Raw genomic sequence first — 15,696 nt, forward strand, 5'->3', positions numbered from 1 at the left:
GGACGAGGCGTTCAGCGCTCTCGACCCGCTGATCAGGAGCCAGATGCAGGATGACCTGATCGATATCCATAATAAGTTGAGGACAACCATCATCTTCATTACCCACGATCTGGATGAAGCGCTTAAAATAGGCGACCATATCGCCATCATGAAAGACGGAGAGATTGTGCAGCAAGGTGAGCCGGAGCAGATCTTATTGCATCCGGCGGATGATTATGTCAAGGAGTTTATTGGCAATGTGGATATGGGAAGGGTCATTACCGCTTCAGCCATTATGAAGCCCTTCCGTGAGCGGATCTTGTTGGGGAAGGATGGTCCTGCGTATGCCGACAGGGTGATGAACCGATTGGGTTTCAGGTTTATGGCTGTAGAGGACAAGAATGATGTGTTCAAAGGATATATCCTTCAGAAGGATGTAAAAAGGTTGCTGGGTGAGAATAACAACGACCTCAAAAAAATAATCATTGATATGCCTCATGTTTCCCCGGAGACGCCGGTGTCGGAGTTGTTGCCGCACTTTATAGGTCAGCAATATCCCGTGCCCGTGGTCGATGACAAAGAAAGAGTGATGGGGTTTGTGAATCATTCCGATGTGGTTTCAATGGTTGTCGGTTCCGATGTTATGGATACGATGGAGAGTAATTAAAAATAATATACTAAATAGATAAAAGATGAATATAGGAAAATATATAGAGGATTTTGTAGATTGGCTGTCACTGGTGGGTGCTCCCGTCTTCCGGCAGATAACCATCATGATCGAGAATACGGTGGATGTGTTACAGGAAGGATTGACGGCAATACCCCCTTTCTTGTTGATCGCCCTGTTCGCCGTAGGCGCCTTTTTCCTGAAGAATAAAAGCTTTACCCGCTTTCATATTACCTCTAAAAACTGGAAGACTTATTTCGGGCTCCCCATCTTCTGCCTGTTGGGACTTACTCTGGTATACCTGATGGGGTATTGGCAAGAGATGACTGACACTTTTATTCTGGTGATGGTGGCTACTTTCATCATTCTGCTGATCGGTATCCCATTGGGAATCTGGTGTGCGCGGAGTGCAAGGACCAATGCGGTGGTGAAGCCGATCCTGGACTTCATGCAGACCATGCCGGCTTTTGTTTACCTGATTCCCGCCATCCTTTTCTTCTCGGTAGGAAATGTGCCGGGAGTACTGGCGACCGTGATATTTTCATTGCCACCGGCAGTGAGAATGACGGCGCTGGGCATCCTTGAAGTGCCCAAAGAGACGGTGGAGGCTTCTGTCGCCTTTGGATGTACCAAACGACAGACACTTTTCAAAGTGCAAATCCCGCTGGCCATGTCCACCATACTCGCCGGCGTAAACCAGGTGATCATGCTCGCCTTGTCGATGGTCGTGATCGCTTCCATGGTAGGCGCACGGGGACTGGGAGAAAGTGTCTACGCGAGTATCCAGCAGGCCGATGTGGCGTTGGGCTTCGAAGCGGGACTTTGTATCGTGATCCTGGCAATCATTCTTGACCGGATGACCCAGTCTGTCGGACGAAAAGAAAATAAAGAATCATGAAGAAAATAAGAATCATACTGCTTGCCATGGTAATGCTCATGGCATGCGAAAGAAGATACAAGCAGGATGTGCTGATGTTGTATCCCAATTGGACGGAAGGGATTGCGATTACCTACCTGGCCAAAGTGATATTGGAAGAGAAAGGCTACACGGTAGACCTGAAAAGGCTGGAGCCGGGTCCTATCTTTGCTGCTTTGTCGAGAGGCGATGCCGATGTCTATATGGCCGCATGGCTACCTTATACACATGAATATTACTGGGACCGGTTTGGAGACAGGTTAGAGGTCGGGGGTGTTGTATTCGACAACGGTATTACCGGGCTTGTCGTGCCTGCCTATGTCGGTATCAACTCCATCGAAGAGCTGAACGAACATAAAGATAAGTTCGAAGGAGGCAAGATATATGGTATCGGTGCCGGGGCGGGTATCCATGGCAACACCGAGCGGGCAATCAAGGAATACGGTCTGGAGTACCAGCAGGTAAGCTCCTCCGAGACTGCCATGCTCGCAGCGACCCGCAAAGCGGGGGCGACGGACGATTGGATTGTGATTACGGGCTGGAAGCCCCATCAGATGTGGGCCATATTCGACCTAAAAGCATTGGAAGACCCCAAAGGTATTTACCCTACCGATGAGATCACGATCGTCACCCGTGAAGGGTTTGCGGAAGATCAACCCGATGTGGCACAATTCTTCCAAAAACTCAAACTTGATGATCACTTGCTGGAGGACCTCATAGATGAAACGATTGATGAGAGAGATCCGGAAATCGCCGTGCGCCGTTTCTATGACAAGCACCGCGATATGTTCGAGCCGCTGCTTGATGAAAAGAAGGAGGATGAGTTACGAAAATAATAAATAAACATTTAGGTATTTTATTTGTCTTTTAAGAACAAATATGTTACTTTTGAGGGGTCAGGTGTCTAAATAATTTTGGAAAGGAGTTTCTTTATCTTTCTTTTGACTTTGCTTGATTTAATAAGGCATTCTCTTAGGGCATTAAACTCATTTTCTGACAATCTTCCTAATTTAATATAATCCTTGTTCTCCACTTTGTATATTTCGGTAAGCAAGCTATAATTCATTGTGTCTACTTGTTCTCCATACACATAGGTATCTAATGGAAAATTTGGCGGACTGCCATTTTCAAAATAAAATGGAGTAAAATATAGAATTGTCCCCGGGGCAAACATATTCTATTTTTTAAGCATATTGAATGCATCCATTACCTCTCTGTTTTCTGCATAAAGTGCAGCATCGCATCCGGATAAGTAATGTGCTAAATCAATCTCAATATTAGAATGGTTTGTCTTTCCCGAGTCAAAAAGATCAAGTAACCCATTTTCTGAAGCTGCTTTGTACCAGGCGGAATTTTTGTTATGGGTATGTTTCACCAACTGCTTGGCAGTCTTGTTGCCATATTTAGAAACAACATAATCCATTAATTCCAGATCAATATCTGAAAACTCGTCATCATTAAAAGATACTTTGGCGGAAATGTAAGTGTTATTTCCATCTGAATGTGTTGCGACATAGTCTTTAAGGAGGTACGGCTGATCATTTGATAAGTCGATATACACATCTTTTACTACCGGACCGGCTTGCCATACTTCAAAATTAAGACCAAAAAAGGGAGTATTGTTTTTTATTGCAGAACACTCCTCGAGCAAATAAAGAAGTTTCAATAACTTGGTTTTACTCAGATCAGGAATTCTATCTGAAAAATAAACAATAGCATTTCCTATTTTGCTTACCGTATCTTGCGAATAATGCTTCATTGGTCTTCTAGTGATTGTCTATTTATTGTCATTACAAATGTATAACATATTTACAACAGGATAATCATAAAATGTTGTTTTTAACTGTTTTATTTGTTATGTCATTTCTTGTTTAGACCTTTTTCGCTTTAAAAGTTTAATCTGTTTTTCGGAAATTCAGATCCGCAAGATTTATATTTAACTTCGAGTATTATAATTACAATCCCCCAAACCGGGAAGTATCGACCTCTTTGCGTTCTTTTTCTTTGTACCCTCCAAACCGGTAAACGAAAGAGAGGGAAAATAAACGGGTGTCCTGAAATGCTTTCAGGCTGCTTTTCTGTCCTTTAAAATCGATGGATGCTGTGGGAATCCTTGTATTAAAAATGTCGTCGGCTTTCAGGATAAGTCTGGCGCGGTCTTCTTGGAATGTCCAGGTGAATGCTCCTGAGAGGTTACCCGAAGCGCCCAGGTCATAGATACCCTGTGTGGCGCTTGGCGTGGAGACATATCCCGAAATATTCATCTTCAGGTCGGGTCGGGATGCGAGGATGATATCGTGGTTCATCTGGAATATCCCGACCACAGTCTCCCTGTCGAACGGGATATCAAAAAAGTCATCATCTTTCTCTCTCCAGTATACGCCGTTGGCGATAAACCTCGATGAAATGCGCTTGCCGATATGGAACGGTATCACCGCCATTAACCCGATATTCCGGCGATAGGTATAGTTCTGTTCCAGGAATTCCTGCCGCAGTTCGTGGGGCGATTGATAGGGTAATTGCGCAAAATACCCGGGAATGTAGTTTATATAGGGACGGATCACATACTTCTGCCGGAAGATATAAGTCAATCCCACGCTGTAATCTCTCTGTGGGCGGAGATAAGGATTCCCCAATATTACTCCGTAGGAACTGAAATAAAACATATTCGGACTCATATTCCAGTAAGAGGGATATCTTTTATCGGAAGAAACGGCGAACTGGAAGATATGCATGGGAGCGGGACGATAGCTTATATTCACCGTGGGAAACCACGCAACATCATTCCAAAGTTGTTTTTCGGTTCCCCGGGACTTTTCTTTGGCGTTATAATACTCCATGGCGATGGATGCCTGGGCGGATAATTTGTCGGTAAACGTCTTGGAAAAGCCGGCGAAGAAATTCCAGATATGTTCCTGCTGCCGGGTATCGAAGGTGGCATCCTCATATTCAACGCCGTCTTTCAAGGCATCGGATCGGTTTTTGACGCGCACTCCCGAATAATTGATCCCATAATCAATACGCCAATTGTTCTTGAGCGGGTGCGACTGGTTGGCGTAAAACATAATGCGGTCGATTTTCTGTCTGGAGTCGTAAGCAAGTTCTTCCGTCCCGGCCTCAGCATTCCTGAATGAGTTTTGCATGAGGTAGTCCGATCGATCGGTGAAAGAAGTATAATCCGCGCCGATATTCAATCCGAAATGGGCGCTATAATCGGTTTTTATGTTGTGTGTGGAGGAAGGACCTTCGGAGCTGGTCTTCGTATCGGTTACTACCCCTGAAATATCTGTGCCGGCTATCCGGTCAGACTTTCCATCATCAAACATGCCGGTGTAGGCAATATCTATTTTGTCTTTGTTCTTCAACGTTCGTTGTAAAGCCAGTCGGGCAGTATGGTTTTGACCTTTTGACCGCCCCTCGCTGTGTTGTGTGATATCGTACACTCTGCCTTGTAAGGTATGCGCGGCCGTCAGGTCTTCCGAATTGAACCTTTTGCCGTTCCTGTAAGAATAAGAGGCATCTACCGAAGTCTGTTTTCCCAGGTAGAGGAGATTGACCCGCCCGTTGCCACCGGCATAATGGTGTTGCATATACTCCGCTGCTGTCTCACCTTGCCATACATCCTGTTCCTTGTTTTCGTCTGAAATCTGTTTCAGTACCACGTTGATCGCTGCTCCGCGTACATTGTATTGCGGTGGCGCACTGTACATCACCTCGATATTTTCCACGCGTGATACCGGAATACCCCGCAGTGTTTCCATTAATTGCTCATAAGGCAAAGAGCTTTTCTGACCGTTCAAAAGAATGGTCATTCCGTTTGTACCAATGAGTGTTAAGAGCCCTTGCTGCTCCATCACTCCCGGAATTTCCCTGATTGCCTCGTAGGCATTTGTTACCGGTTTGTTTTTCAGAAAGGTAGGGATATGGTAAATGATTTTCTCCCGATCTACTTTCATCACGGGATGATCAGCTTCCACCACCAGTTCCTCCAATAGGCTAATATCTTTTTCCAGTTTGAAATTGCAAATCGCCGGTTCACGGCTGTCTGCCGGGATAGAGAGATCGGTATAAGCTGTCTTATAACCCATAAAAGAGATCCGCAGCCGGTAATCACCCGGTTTCACGCCGGACAGTTTGTAATAGCCATCGTAATCGGTTACGGCGCCGTAACCGAATCGGGTTGTGTCGTTGGCAAGGAATAAAATGACATTGGCAAAGGGTACCGATTCATCGTTTTCATCGGTGACCGTGCCGAATATCTCCTGCTGCTCTCTCACATACTCCGATTTTGTGATGATGATCAGTTCGTCCGACGGCATCACGAAAATTAGTCCGGTATTATGTAACAGGTCATTAAGTATCTCTTTTACCGACCTGTTTTCGGCATGGACACTTACCCGCAGTTCGTCCGGCACAATCTCGTCGTTGTAGAGGATGCGGTAACCGCTTTTTTGTTGTATCTCAGCGAACACGTCCTTCGCGGACGCGTTCGCTGCAGAAACAGTGACGAGGCTGGTCTGCGCCTGCAAACCGGTCGTCAGAAGAAGTAGAGTAATGAAAAAAAGTGTTATTTTCAGATAGTGCATATTCGTCGATTGCATGTGAATGGTGTTTTAAGTTCTCCCGGACGCTGAATGATGGCGATATCCTGTCAGCTTTTTACGAGGCAATTCATTTCTGCAGATAATTATTTAATGGATAATAACTTTTTTAGCCTCTATCTCGTAGTTGAAGGGATAGGATTGTTTCAGGGCGTCGAGCATCTGTTGGAGTGTCTCGCTCTTGATGCTTCCCGTGAAACGTTGTTCGGCCAATGCGCTGTTTTTTATCTGTATAGTTACCTTGTAACGCTCTTCCATCAGTTTGGCCAAATCGGAAAACCGTTGTTTCCGGAAAACCAGTGAGCCTTTCAACCATTGTGTTTCGGGGATGATCGTGTCGTTCTCCTGTACTATGTCGCGGATTACGTAACTGCTGTCGCCCGTTAGGATATGGCCGTCACGTACTACAATTTTCTGGTTGGGTTGCAACAGCACCTCTTTGGTGTTTTTTTTGCGGTTGTCTTTCACGGCTACCAACCCGCGGATCAATGCCACTTCAATATCTTGCGAAGCGGCATCGATATTGAAAGCGGTACCTTTTACCGTCACATCAATGTCGCGGGCAGTGACGGTGAGGGGTACTTCGGGCCGGTGGGGCACATCGAAGAAGGCTTCCCCCGTAAGACGTATTTTCCGGGATTTCTCGCCGAAACGGTCGTTATAGGCAATCCGGGAGTGTTTATTGAGCCATACCTGTGTACCGTCGTCGAGGACTGCGTACAGGTTTTCATTGCCTGACTCCATTACCTGGCTATAGAGCTCTTCCCCTGGCAGAGAGTAATAGTAAGCCAGCCAGCCTAATCCAATCAAGAGGGCTATCGATGCGGCAATCCGTGCCCATACCGGGATGATATGTTTTTTTGGTTTTGACATACGGGACAACTCTTGCGGATCCCAAACAATGGCGGAAGGTTTTATTCGTTTGTGTTGTTTCAGACTGTGGTAATCAACTTCAGGCATTTGGTCGATCTTATCCCATACCTTATCCAATTGAGTATCGATATCCACATCGGTCAACGATTCCTTTTCCTGCATGAAGATATGTATTTCATCGTAAATATCTTTCATTCGGGGATTTTCTGCCAGAACCCTATGTAGATCACTCCGTTCTTTTTCTGATATATTGCCGCCGATCTCCTTGGATAGTAAAGCGGCGAATGTTTTTTTTGTCATTGCTGTAAAGTTTGTCGTTTATAATGAAGACACAACAACTACAAAAAATACGTAGTGGAAAGAAAAATTTTGACGGAACTGATAAAAAAAAACCGGAAAAAGTTGCAATATATATCAACTATTTATATATTTGTCCTTTGAAAGTGTTCATATGACCGTAATATAAATTGTATGAGAAGGAAAGTCATTGCTTTTGGAGATTACTATCATACATTTTTACATTCATTGACCGATAAAGAGCAATTGAAAGTAAAATATGTATTATCATTGCTCGAAACGTATGATCGATTGCCTGTCAAATTTATCAAATATATAAAAGACGGCTTATATGAATTGAGAATAGCATATAGTGGAAATGTATTCCGACTATTTTTCATTTTTGATGGAGATACAATAGTTGTTCTTTTTAATGGTTTTCAAAAGAAAACGCAAAAGACTTCAAAAAGAGAAATTGAGAAATCATTAAAGATTAAAGCAGCGTATTATGGAAGAGAATGATAATGAAATAAGAGATTTAAGTGCTGAATTGGCAAAAGAATTCGGAGAGCACGGTACTCCTGAACGTGCTGAATTTGATGAAAAAGCTTATGCCTTTTATACGGGGCAGGTTATTCTGGATGCACGTAAAAGTGAAAAGATCACCCAGTCGGAACTGGCCAAACGGCTCGGTGTGGATAAATCGTACATCTCAAAATTGGAGAATGGTAATGTCAATCCGAGTGTAGGATTCTTTTACCGTATCATGAATGCTTTGAATTTGAGAGTAGAAATCACCCGGCAAGTGGGTTGATTTTGAAACTACCACAACACTGCCAGTATCTTTTTCATTTGTTTTCTGCACGGAGAATAACCTAAATAGAGGGAAATTTCTTCTTCCAGCTTTTTCACGGCTTTATAGAGATGGGTTTCGACAGTCCGTTGTGAAAGATCGAGAATTTTAGCGGTTTGCCGGGCGGTTAAACCACTTTCCTTGATCATCTTGAAAACCTGTCGCTGCTGGGCAGGGAGATTTTTGATAAGTGTGTGCAGCCTTGCTGATAATTCCTTGTGTTCGATTAGTGATAGCGGTGTATCATCGGTCGACGGTTGTACCGGCAGCGGTTGTTCGTCGATAGGCACGACTTTGTTATTATTCCTCAACGCGTTCAAGCAACGGTTTTTCACGCTTTTAAACAGGTAAATTTCGGGTGAGTCGATCCCATCAATGCGCTCACGATTCAGCCAGAGCCAGACGAACAGGTCGGAGACAACCTCTCCGGCTTTTCTGGTATCACCCAGATAACTCTTCGCAAAACCCAAAATAGTCTCATATTGCAATCGAAACAAAATATTGAATGCTGCTTTGTCTCCCTCTTTTATGCGGTAGAATAATTGTTGTATGTTGGGTTCGGGTTGTTGCATGCGACGGGTTTTGCATAAGGACACATCAAAAGGAGGGAATACGTACCCGAAGGCTGAGAAATATAGTTGTGGAATTTTTCCCCGAACATGGAAATAGTTATCAGGAGGTCTCTGTCAGTTGGTAAGAATGCCCTACCTTTGTTTCGGATTCATTAAAAATAGAATTACGCGCATTGATTTTTTAATCCAACCAAAATCTTAACTATGTTTTTATTTTTTCGTAGTGATACGCAATTCTAAAAACATAGTTATTCTTTTTTACCCCCTTCCCAACGATATATTCCTACTCACTCCAAAACCGTTACCCATCCGTATTTGTCGGGTTCATCGCCATATTGAATGGCACGCAGTTTTTCGTATAGTTTCTTGCTTACAGGCCCAGCTTCACCATTTTTGGAGAAATGATAACTTTTGTTTTCACTCAGGTCGTCGATCCGTAGAATGGGACTGATCACGGCGGCCGTGCCGCAGGCACCCGCTTCCTCGAAAGTGGCCAGTTCATCTTCCAATATCGGGCGACGTTCTACTTTCATTCCCATCTCTTCAGCAAGTTGCATCAGGCTCTTATTGGTGATGGAAGGCAGAATGGATTCCGATTTGGGGGTGATATAGGTATTGTCCCTGATCCCGAAGAAGTTGGCCGGACCACATTCGTCGATATATTTCTTTTCTCTTGCATCGAGATAAAGCACGGCGGAATAACCCATCTCGTGTGCTTTCTCCCCTGAGCGCAGACTGGCAGCATAGTTTCCCCCTACCTTAAAAGTTCCGGTTCCGAGTGGGGCCGCCCGGTCATACTCACGCATAATGACCATGGGAGTGGGTTTGAACCCTTCTTTAAAGTAAGGGCCTACCGGGGTCACAAAAATAAGGAAAGTGTATTCCTTGGCCGGTTTTACCCCCACCTGGGCGCTGGTGCCGATAAGCAACGGGCGGATATAGAGGGCCGCTCCACTTTCATAGGGAGGCACAAAGCGTGCATTCTTCTTTACAGCCAATAGCACCATCTCTTCAAACAGTTCCACCGGCAGTTCTGCCATCATGATACCGTGGCAGGAGGATTGCAGGCGCAAGGCATTCTCCCTCATCCGGAAAATACGGACCTTGCCGTCTTTCCCGCGAAATGCTTTCAGCCCTTCAAATGCTTCCTGCCCGTAATGCAGGCTGGTAGCCGCCATGTGGAGGTTGATATGTTCCGATGTTTCCAGCTCGGGGTCGCTCCATTTTCCGTCGCGGTAATGACTGCGTACGTTATAGTCTGTTTTCATGTAGCCGAATGACAAATTCGACCAATCGATTGCATCCATCTTCTTAATATTTAATAGTATTTGAGTTAGACTAAATACACTACAAATATAGGACTTTATTTTTTCAATTAGCATTCTTTTACAGGAAAAATGAGTATTTTCGTGCTGCCAAATGATTGACCAGATAACTATAGGACGTATTCAGGATGCGGCACAAATTGTAGATGTCGTGTCCGACTTTGTCACGCTCAAGCGCAGGGGTGTGAACTGGGTGGGCTTGTGTCCGTTCCATGACGACCGCACGCCTTCGTTTTACGTCTCTCCCGCCAAGAATATCTGCAAGTGTTTTGCTTGCGGCGAGGGGGGAACCCCGATACACTTCGTGATGAAACACGAACAGCTCTCTTACTACGAAGCGCTGAAGTACCTCGCTAAGAAGTACAATATCGAGGTGGTGGAAAAAGAGCTGACCAATGAGGAGAAGCAGGCGCAAAGCGATCGCGAGAGTATGTTTATCCTCAATGAGTATGCCCGCGATTATTTTGTTCAGCTATTGCATACCCATCCCGAAGGTAAGGCGGTTGGCCTTAGCTATTTCAAGGAAAGAGGATTCCGGGATGACATTATAAAAAAATTCCAACTGGGCTACAGTTTGGAGCAACGTGACGCCTTTTCGGTCGAAGCGCAGAAAGCCGGGTATAAACGGGATTTCCTGCTGAAAACGGGATTGTCTACCGGTAATGAAGGGCAGCCGCTGTACGATCGTTTCCGGGGAAGGGTCCTTTTCCCTGTCCATACACTCTCCGGTAAGGTGGTCGCCTTTGGCGGACGCATTCTCAAAAAGGTAGAGAATACCGGGAAGTATGTGAATTCGCCCGAAAGCGAAATCTATTCCAAAAGCAAGGAGCTCTACGGGATCTATTTTGCCAAGAACGCCATCGTAAAACAGGATAAGTGCTTTCTGGTGGAAGGATATACCGATGTGATCTCGATGCACCAGGCGGGCATTGAAAATGTGGTGGCTTCGTCGGGGACGGCGCTTACTTACGGCCAGATCCGCATGATCCACCGTTTTTCAGAGAATATCACCGTCTTGTATGACGGTGATGCAGCAGGGATTAAAGCGGCTTTGAGGGGTATCGACCTGCTGTTGGAAGACGGTATGAACGTGAAAGTGGTACTTCTCCCCCAAGGAGAGGATCCCGACTCGTTTGCCAGAAAACAGAATGCAGAAGGTTTTCATCGATATATTGCTGAAAATGAAGCGGATTTCATCCGGTTTAAAACACAACTGCTGCTCAAAGAGGTAGGCGATGACCCTGTCAAGCGGGCGGGACTGATATCAAACGTGGTAGAGAGTATTTCACTGATACCTAATACGATTACCCGCTCTGTCTATATCCAGGAATGTTCCCAGCTGTTGGACATGCAGGAGCGTGTACTGATTTCAGAGATCAACAAGATACGCCGCCGCAACTACGAAAAGAAAAAGGATCAGAAGGAGAAAGAATCTGTCTTACAACCCGATCGCGAACTGGAGGATATTCCCATATCCGGGGAAGAGGTGAGAATCAGGGTATCTTCAAAAAGTCCTTACGAAAAATATGAAAAAGAGATACTCCGTTATGTGATCCGCTACGGTAACCGGCCGATTTACCGGAAGTTTGAGAAACAAAAACGGAAACAGGGAAAGGAGGTCATCGAGGAGGATGTGCTGGTGGAAGAGGGACCGGGTGTCACCGAATTTGTGAAGTTCGACCTGGAGCGTGATAATATCACATTTACCACCAGCCTGTACGGACGGATTTTTGAAGAAGCCGTGGCGTATATGGAGGAGACGGATTTTGATGCCGGCCGCCACTTCCTGTCGCATGCCGATCCGGCCATCAGCAAATTGGCGTCGGAGTTAATGAGCGACCGCTATCACCTGAGTAAGATCCATGCGAAGATATTGGGTGAGGAAATTGATGATAAAAGTTCGCGACTATTGGAGGAGAATCTGCTGAATTCCTATGTACCCCGTGCTACTACTGAGCTGAAAAATGCCTACGTACTGCAACAGATAAAGCAGATAAAAGAGGAGATGAAACATACTAGCGAAGATGATTCTCTTTCACTTATTGTCCGGCTGCAACAGTTGCAGGAGATAAAGAAAATTCTCTCGAAAGAGTTAGGAGAGAGGATAATACTAAAATATTAGGCTATGCAATAATAGGTCATTAGTCCATTGGTAATTAGTAATTAAAATAGATGTACTTAGAAACCAGGAATGTAGTAAAACAATATGCCAATCATCTGGCATTGAATAATGTGAGTATTGAGGTGCCCCGTGCCACAGTCTTTGGGTTGTTAGGCCCGAACGGTGCGGGTAAGACTACGTTGATCCGCATCATTACCCGTATTACTGCTCCCGACAGTGGAGAAGTGATGATTGACGGAACTCCTTCAAAAGCTGAGGATGTGTACAAGATAGGTTACTTGCCTGAAGAGCGTGGATTGTACAAAAAGATGAAGGTAGGTGAGCAGGCGATGTATCTGGCGCAACTGAGGGGATTGTCGAAGAAAGATGCTCATCGGGAACTGATGATATGGTTTAAACGGTTCGGCATTATGGACTGGTACAACCGTAAAGTAGAGGAGTTGTCGAAGGGGATGCAACAGAAAGTTCAGTTTATCTCCACCGTGATCCATAATCCCGACTTGCTGATTTTTGATGAGCCTTTCAGTGGTTTCGACCCTGTGAATGCGGATATTGTGAAGCGAGAGATGCTCCGACTCAAAGAGGAGGGAAAGACCATCATCCTCTCCACTCATAATATGGAGTCGGTAGAGGAGTTGTGTGATAATATCGCGCTGATCCATAAGTCGCAGGTAGTATTACAGGGGAAAGTATTCGATATCCGCAAGGAACATCGTCCCAATATTTTTCGCTTTCGCCTGACGGGAAGTGAATTTGATTTGGAGCATCCTTCTTTTACATTGTTGTCAAAAGAACGTTATCATGAATTCATCAATTTGCGTATCCAAAAAGTAGGTGATATCAGCAACAATGAATTGGTGAAATTAATTCTTAATAAGTATGAAGTAGTGAGTTATGATGAAGAACTACCTACCATGAACGACGTATTTATCAGAACCGTAACGAAATAATACGCACGATCTAAAAATAACCGAATGTTTGTGACAAACGAATGCAGAGAAAACCTTGTTTATTATGTTGAGCCTGGCAAACATTTGAATTTACGGAATAAATTTGAATTATGAACAAATTAGGTTTAGTAATCCAACGAGAATATATTACCCGAGTAAGGAAAAAATCATTCATTATTCTCACTCTTCTTATGCCGGTGCTGATGGTGGCATTGACCATGGTGCCCCTGTGGCTTTCCACGCTCAACGACGGTAATGTAAAGAATGTGGCCGTCATCGACAACACGGGTATCTATGCGACCCTGTTGAAGTCAACCGACGCTTATCAGTTCCAGGTCATTGGTGCATCGGAACAACGGGACACGGAGTCGCGATTGGGAAAGGATTTATTTGCTATTTTGCAAATTACTGAGGACTTGCACAAAGACCCTCGTGCCGTTTCACTCACATCCCAGAAGCAGGCGCCGCAAGAATTGCAGTCGATAATTGTGAGTGTGCTGAGTGAGAAGGTGACACAGCAAAAATTGGATGATCTTTCTTTATCGGGCAACGTGGATATGGAAGCCATTACACAGGTTCGTTCCATCGTGGAAGAAGGGTCAAAAGTCTCACTGCGCACATTCCGACTCGACAGTGGTGGAGGTGTCTCAGAATCGTCTACCGAATTGGCGACCATCATCGGCATGCTGTTCACTATCCTTATCTACATGTTTATACTGATGTATGGGAATATGGTTATGCAGGCGGTGTTGGAAGAGAAAAAGAGCCGTATCGTAGAGGTGATGGTCTCTTCCGTAAAACCGGTCAACCTATTGGTCGGTAAGATAATAGGGATAGGATTGGTGGGAATTACTCAATTGGTTATCTGGGGGATATTAATGGGACTCTTTTTTAGTGGACTCTCCTTTTTTATCGCTTCTTCCGGACAAATGAGCGCGGCGGCCATGCCGCCCGAAATGGGCAACTTTGAAATAGAAGGAATGATGAGTACCGTGATGTCCATCAACTGGTTAGAGATTGGATTTTATTTCATCCTCTTTTTTATAGGAGGATATATTTTGTATGCGTCTATCTTTGCCATGTTCGCATCCGCAGTGGATAGCGAGGAGGACACCGGGCAGTTCATGACGCCTGTAACACTTATTATTGTATTTGCCTTCCTGGCAGGATTTTATAGCGTGAACAATCCCGATGGGCCGTTGGCCTTCTGGACATCGTTAATTCCGTTCAGTTCGCCTATTGTAATGATGGTGCGTATACCGTTTGGTATTCCGTTGTGGGAAAAATTGCTATCGGTCGTATTGCTCTATGGTACATTTATACTTATTGCCATCCTTTCTGCCAAAATTTACAGGGTTGGTATACTGATGTACGGTAAGAAACCTTCCATCAAAGAAATGCTTAAATGGGTAAAGTATAAATAAAATTTTGATTTAAATTTGCTTTTAAAATCGACAAAAAGAAGTATTTTTGTGGAAAAACAAACAATTGTCTATTGAAATCGGTTTTTTTAGACGGAAGTATTTTTTATGTAGAAATATCTCCACTTGAGTTTTCTTCTTTCGGAACAATTTAGTTTGGTAAATCGGACGTTTATCCTATATAATCTTAAAGCACTTGCCTGGTTCTATGGAATCACGCAGGTGCTTTTTGGGGATGACAGATTACTATTTCCACTTCGAAGACTGTTTTAGTAGATAGATAAAAAAGATAATTATGCAATTCGAGAAAATGCAGGCCGCAGGCAACGACTATATTTATGTCAACCTATTCGAAGAGCAGGTTGAAGATCCTGAAGTATTGTCCCGACAGATAAGTGATCGCCATTTCGGTATCGGGAGTGACGGCCTTGTGCTTATCGGACCTGATACAGAAGGAGATTTTTCGATGAAGATGTATAATGCCGACGGAAGTGAAGGCGCGATGTGCGGCAATGCGGCGCGTTGCGTAGGAAAATATCTTTATGAAAGAGGATTGACCACAAAAAAAGAGATTGCATTAAATACTAAGTCGGGGATAAAATATCTTTCGTTGATGATAAATCCACAGAGCAATGAAGTCGAAAGAGTCCGGGTGAATATGGGAGAAGCGGTCTTCTCTGATTCGGATGCATCATATCCTCTGGTCACCATTCCCGGAATGGTGAATTATCCCCTGCAGGTGGATGGACATGAGTACCCAATCACTTTTGTCTCCATGGGCAATCCGCATGTGGTCATCTTTATGGATGGCATTGATGAACTTGAAATAGAGAAGATCGGCCCGCAGATCGAACATAACCCCCTCTTCCCGCAACGTACTAATGTGGAATTTGTCGAGGTTACCGACCGGTCGCATTTGAAAATGAGGGTATGGGAAAGGGGAAGTGGAGAAACGCTTGCCTGTGGAAGCGGCGCCTGTGCTTCGCTGGTCGCCGGAGTGATCACAGGCCGGTGCGATCCCAAAGCATCGATTCAACTCAAAGGCGGCACCCTTGAGGTTGAGTGGGAGAAAGACAATAACCAGGTCTTCCTTACCGGAGACGCCCGGTTTGTGTTCCGGGGCGAATTTTTTTAAAGTGGA

At 44.7% G+C, this 15,696-nt stretch carries 14 protein-coding genes; 9 read left to right on the forward strand and 5 right to left on the reverse strand.

Annotated elements, in window-relative coordinates:
- The 3 genes from B4G81_RS15240 to B4G81_RS08960 all read left to right on the forward strand — a co-directional run.
- Positions 1-646 (forward strand): CBS domain-containing protein (locus B4G81_RS15240; RefSeq protein WP_349678744.1); only part of this gene is annotated, 646 nt, incomplete at its 5' end.
- Positions 647-671: 25 nt separating this feature from the next.
- Positions 672-1,544, forward strand: a complete 873-nt coding sequence (locus tag B4G81_RS08955) for an ABC transporter permease (protein ID WP_294081683.1) — start codon at positions 672-674, stop codon at positions 1,542-1,544.
- Complete coding sequence (locus B4G81_RS08960) at positions 1,541-2,398, forward strand: glycine betaine ABC transporter substrate-binding protein (RefSeq protein ID WP_294081685.1); 858 nt, start codon at positions 1,541-1,543, stop codon at positions 2,396-2,398. The genes B4G81_RS08955 and B4G81_RS08960 overlap by 4 nt, the downstream gene beginning before the upstream one ends.
- A gap of 341 nt (positions 2,399-2,739) precedes the next feature.
- Here B4G81_RS08960 and B4G81_RS08965 read toward each other — a convergent pair whose 3' ends face one another.
- From B4G81_RS08965 to B4G81_RS08975, 3 genes are all read right to left on the reverse strand, one after another.
- Positions 2,740-3,321, reverse strand: a complete 582-nt coding sequence (locus tag B4G81_RS08965) for a Panacea domain-containing protein (protein ID WP_294081687.1) — start codon at positions 3,319-3,321, stop codon at positions 2,740-2,742.
- 196 nt (positions 3,322-3,517) lie between these two features.
- Complete coding sequence (locus B4G81_RS08970) at positions 3,518-6,163, reverse strand: outer membrane beta-barrel protein (protein ID WP_294081688.1); 2,646 nt, start codon at positions 6,161-6,163, stop codon at positions 3,518-3,520.
- 90 nt (positions 6,164-6,253) lie between these two features.
- Positions 6,254-7,336, reverse strand: a complete 1,083-nt coding sequence (locus B4G81_RS08975; RefSeq protein ID WP_294081689.1) for a FecR family protein — start codon at positions 7,334-7,336, stop codon at positions 6,254-6,256.
- 171 nt (positions 7,337-7,507) lie between these two features.
- On the opposite strand from B4G81_RS08975, the gene B4G81_RS08980 reads away from it, so the two are divergent.
- Together B4G81_RS08980 and B4G81_RS08985 are read left to right on the forward strand one after the other, a co-directional pair.
- The gene (locus B4G81_RS08980; RefSeq protein ID WP_294081691.1) at positions 7,508-7,834 is read left to right on the forward strand and encodes a type II toxin-antitoxin system RelE/ParE family toxin; all 327 of its coding nucleotides are present in this window, start codon (positions 7,508-7,510) and stop codon (positions 7,832-7,834) included.
- Entirely contained in the window at positions 7,821-8,126 is a 306-nt protein-coding gene (locus B4G81_RS08985; RefSeq protein ID WP_294081694.1) for a helix-turn-helix domain-containing protein, read from the forward strand. Before B4G81_RS08980 ends, B4G81_RS08985 begins: the two co-directional genes overlap by 14 nt.
- Positions 8,127-8,134: 8 nt before the next feature.
- Here B4G81_RS08985 and B4G81_RS08990 read toward each other — a convergent pair whose 3' ends face one another.
- Positions 8,135-8,737, reverse strand: coding sequence for an RNA polymerase sigma factor (locus tag B4G81_RS08990; RefSeq protein ID WP_294081696.1), 603 nt, complete (start codon positions 8,735-8,737; stop codon positions 8,135-8,137).
- Between the two features lie 287 nt (positions 8,738-9,024).
- Positions 9,025-10,044: a branched-chain amino acid aminotransferase gene (locus tag B4G81_RS08995; RefSeq protein ID WP_294081698.1), complete on the reverse strand. Its 1,020-nt coding sequence runs from the start codon at positions 10,042-10,044 to the stop codon at positions 9,025-9,027.
- Positions 10,045-10,156: 112 nt separating this feature from the next.
- Here B4G81_RS08995 and dnaG point away from each other — a divergent pair, with 112 nt between their 5' ends.
- The 4 genes from dnaG to dapF all read left to right on the forward strand — a co-directional run bounded on the left by dnaG (position 10,157) and on the right by dapF (position 15,690).
- Positions 10,157-12,184, forward strand: coding sequence for a DNA primase (dnaG, locus tag B4G81_RS09000; protein ID WP_294081700.1), 2,028 nt, complete (start codon positions 10,157-10,159; stop codon positions 12,182-12,184).
- Positions 12,185-12,234: 50 nt separating this feature from the next.
- Positions 12,235-13,134, forward strand: a complete 900-nt coding sequence (locus B4G81_RS09005; RefSeq protein ID WP_294081702.1) for an ABC transporter ATP-binding protein — start codon at positions 12,235-12,237, stop codon at positions 13,132-13,134.
- Between the two features lie 110 nt (positions 13,135-13,244).
- Positions 13,245-14,558, forward strand: a complete 1,314-nt coding sequence (locus B4G81_RS09010) for an ABC transporter permease (RefSeq protein ID WP_294081704.1) — start codon at positions 13,245-13,247, stop codon at positions 14,556-14,558.
- A gap of 292 nt (positions 14,559-14,850) precedes the next feature.
- Positions 14,851-15,690 carry a diaminopimelate epimerase gene (dapF, locus tag B4G81_RS09015; RefSeq protein ID WP_294081706.1) on the forward strand — a complete coding sequence of 280 codons (840 nt, stop codon included), beginning with the start codon at positions 14,851-14,853 and terminating at the stop codon, positions 15,688-15,690.
- Positions 15,691-15,696: the final 6 nt, after the last annotated feature.

This window comes from Proteiniphilum sp. UBA5384, from assembly GCF_002410825.1.
In the GTDB taxonomy this organism is placed as follows: Bacteria; Bacteroidota; Bacteroidia; order Bacteroidales; family Dysgonomonadaceae; genus Proteiniphilum.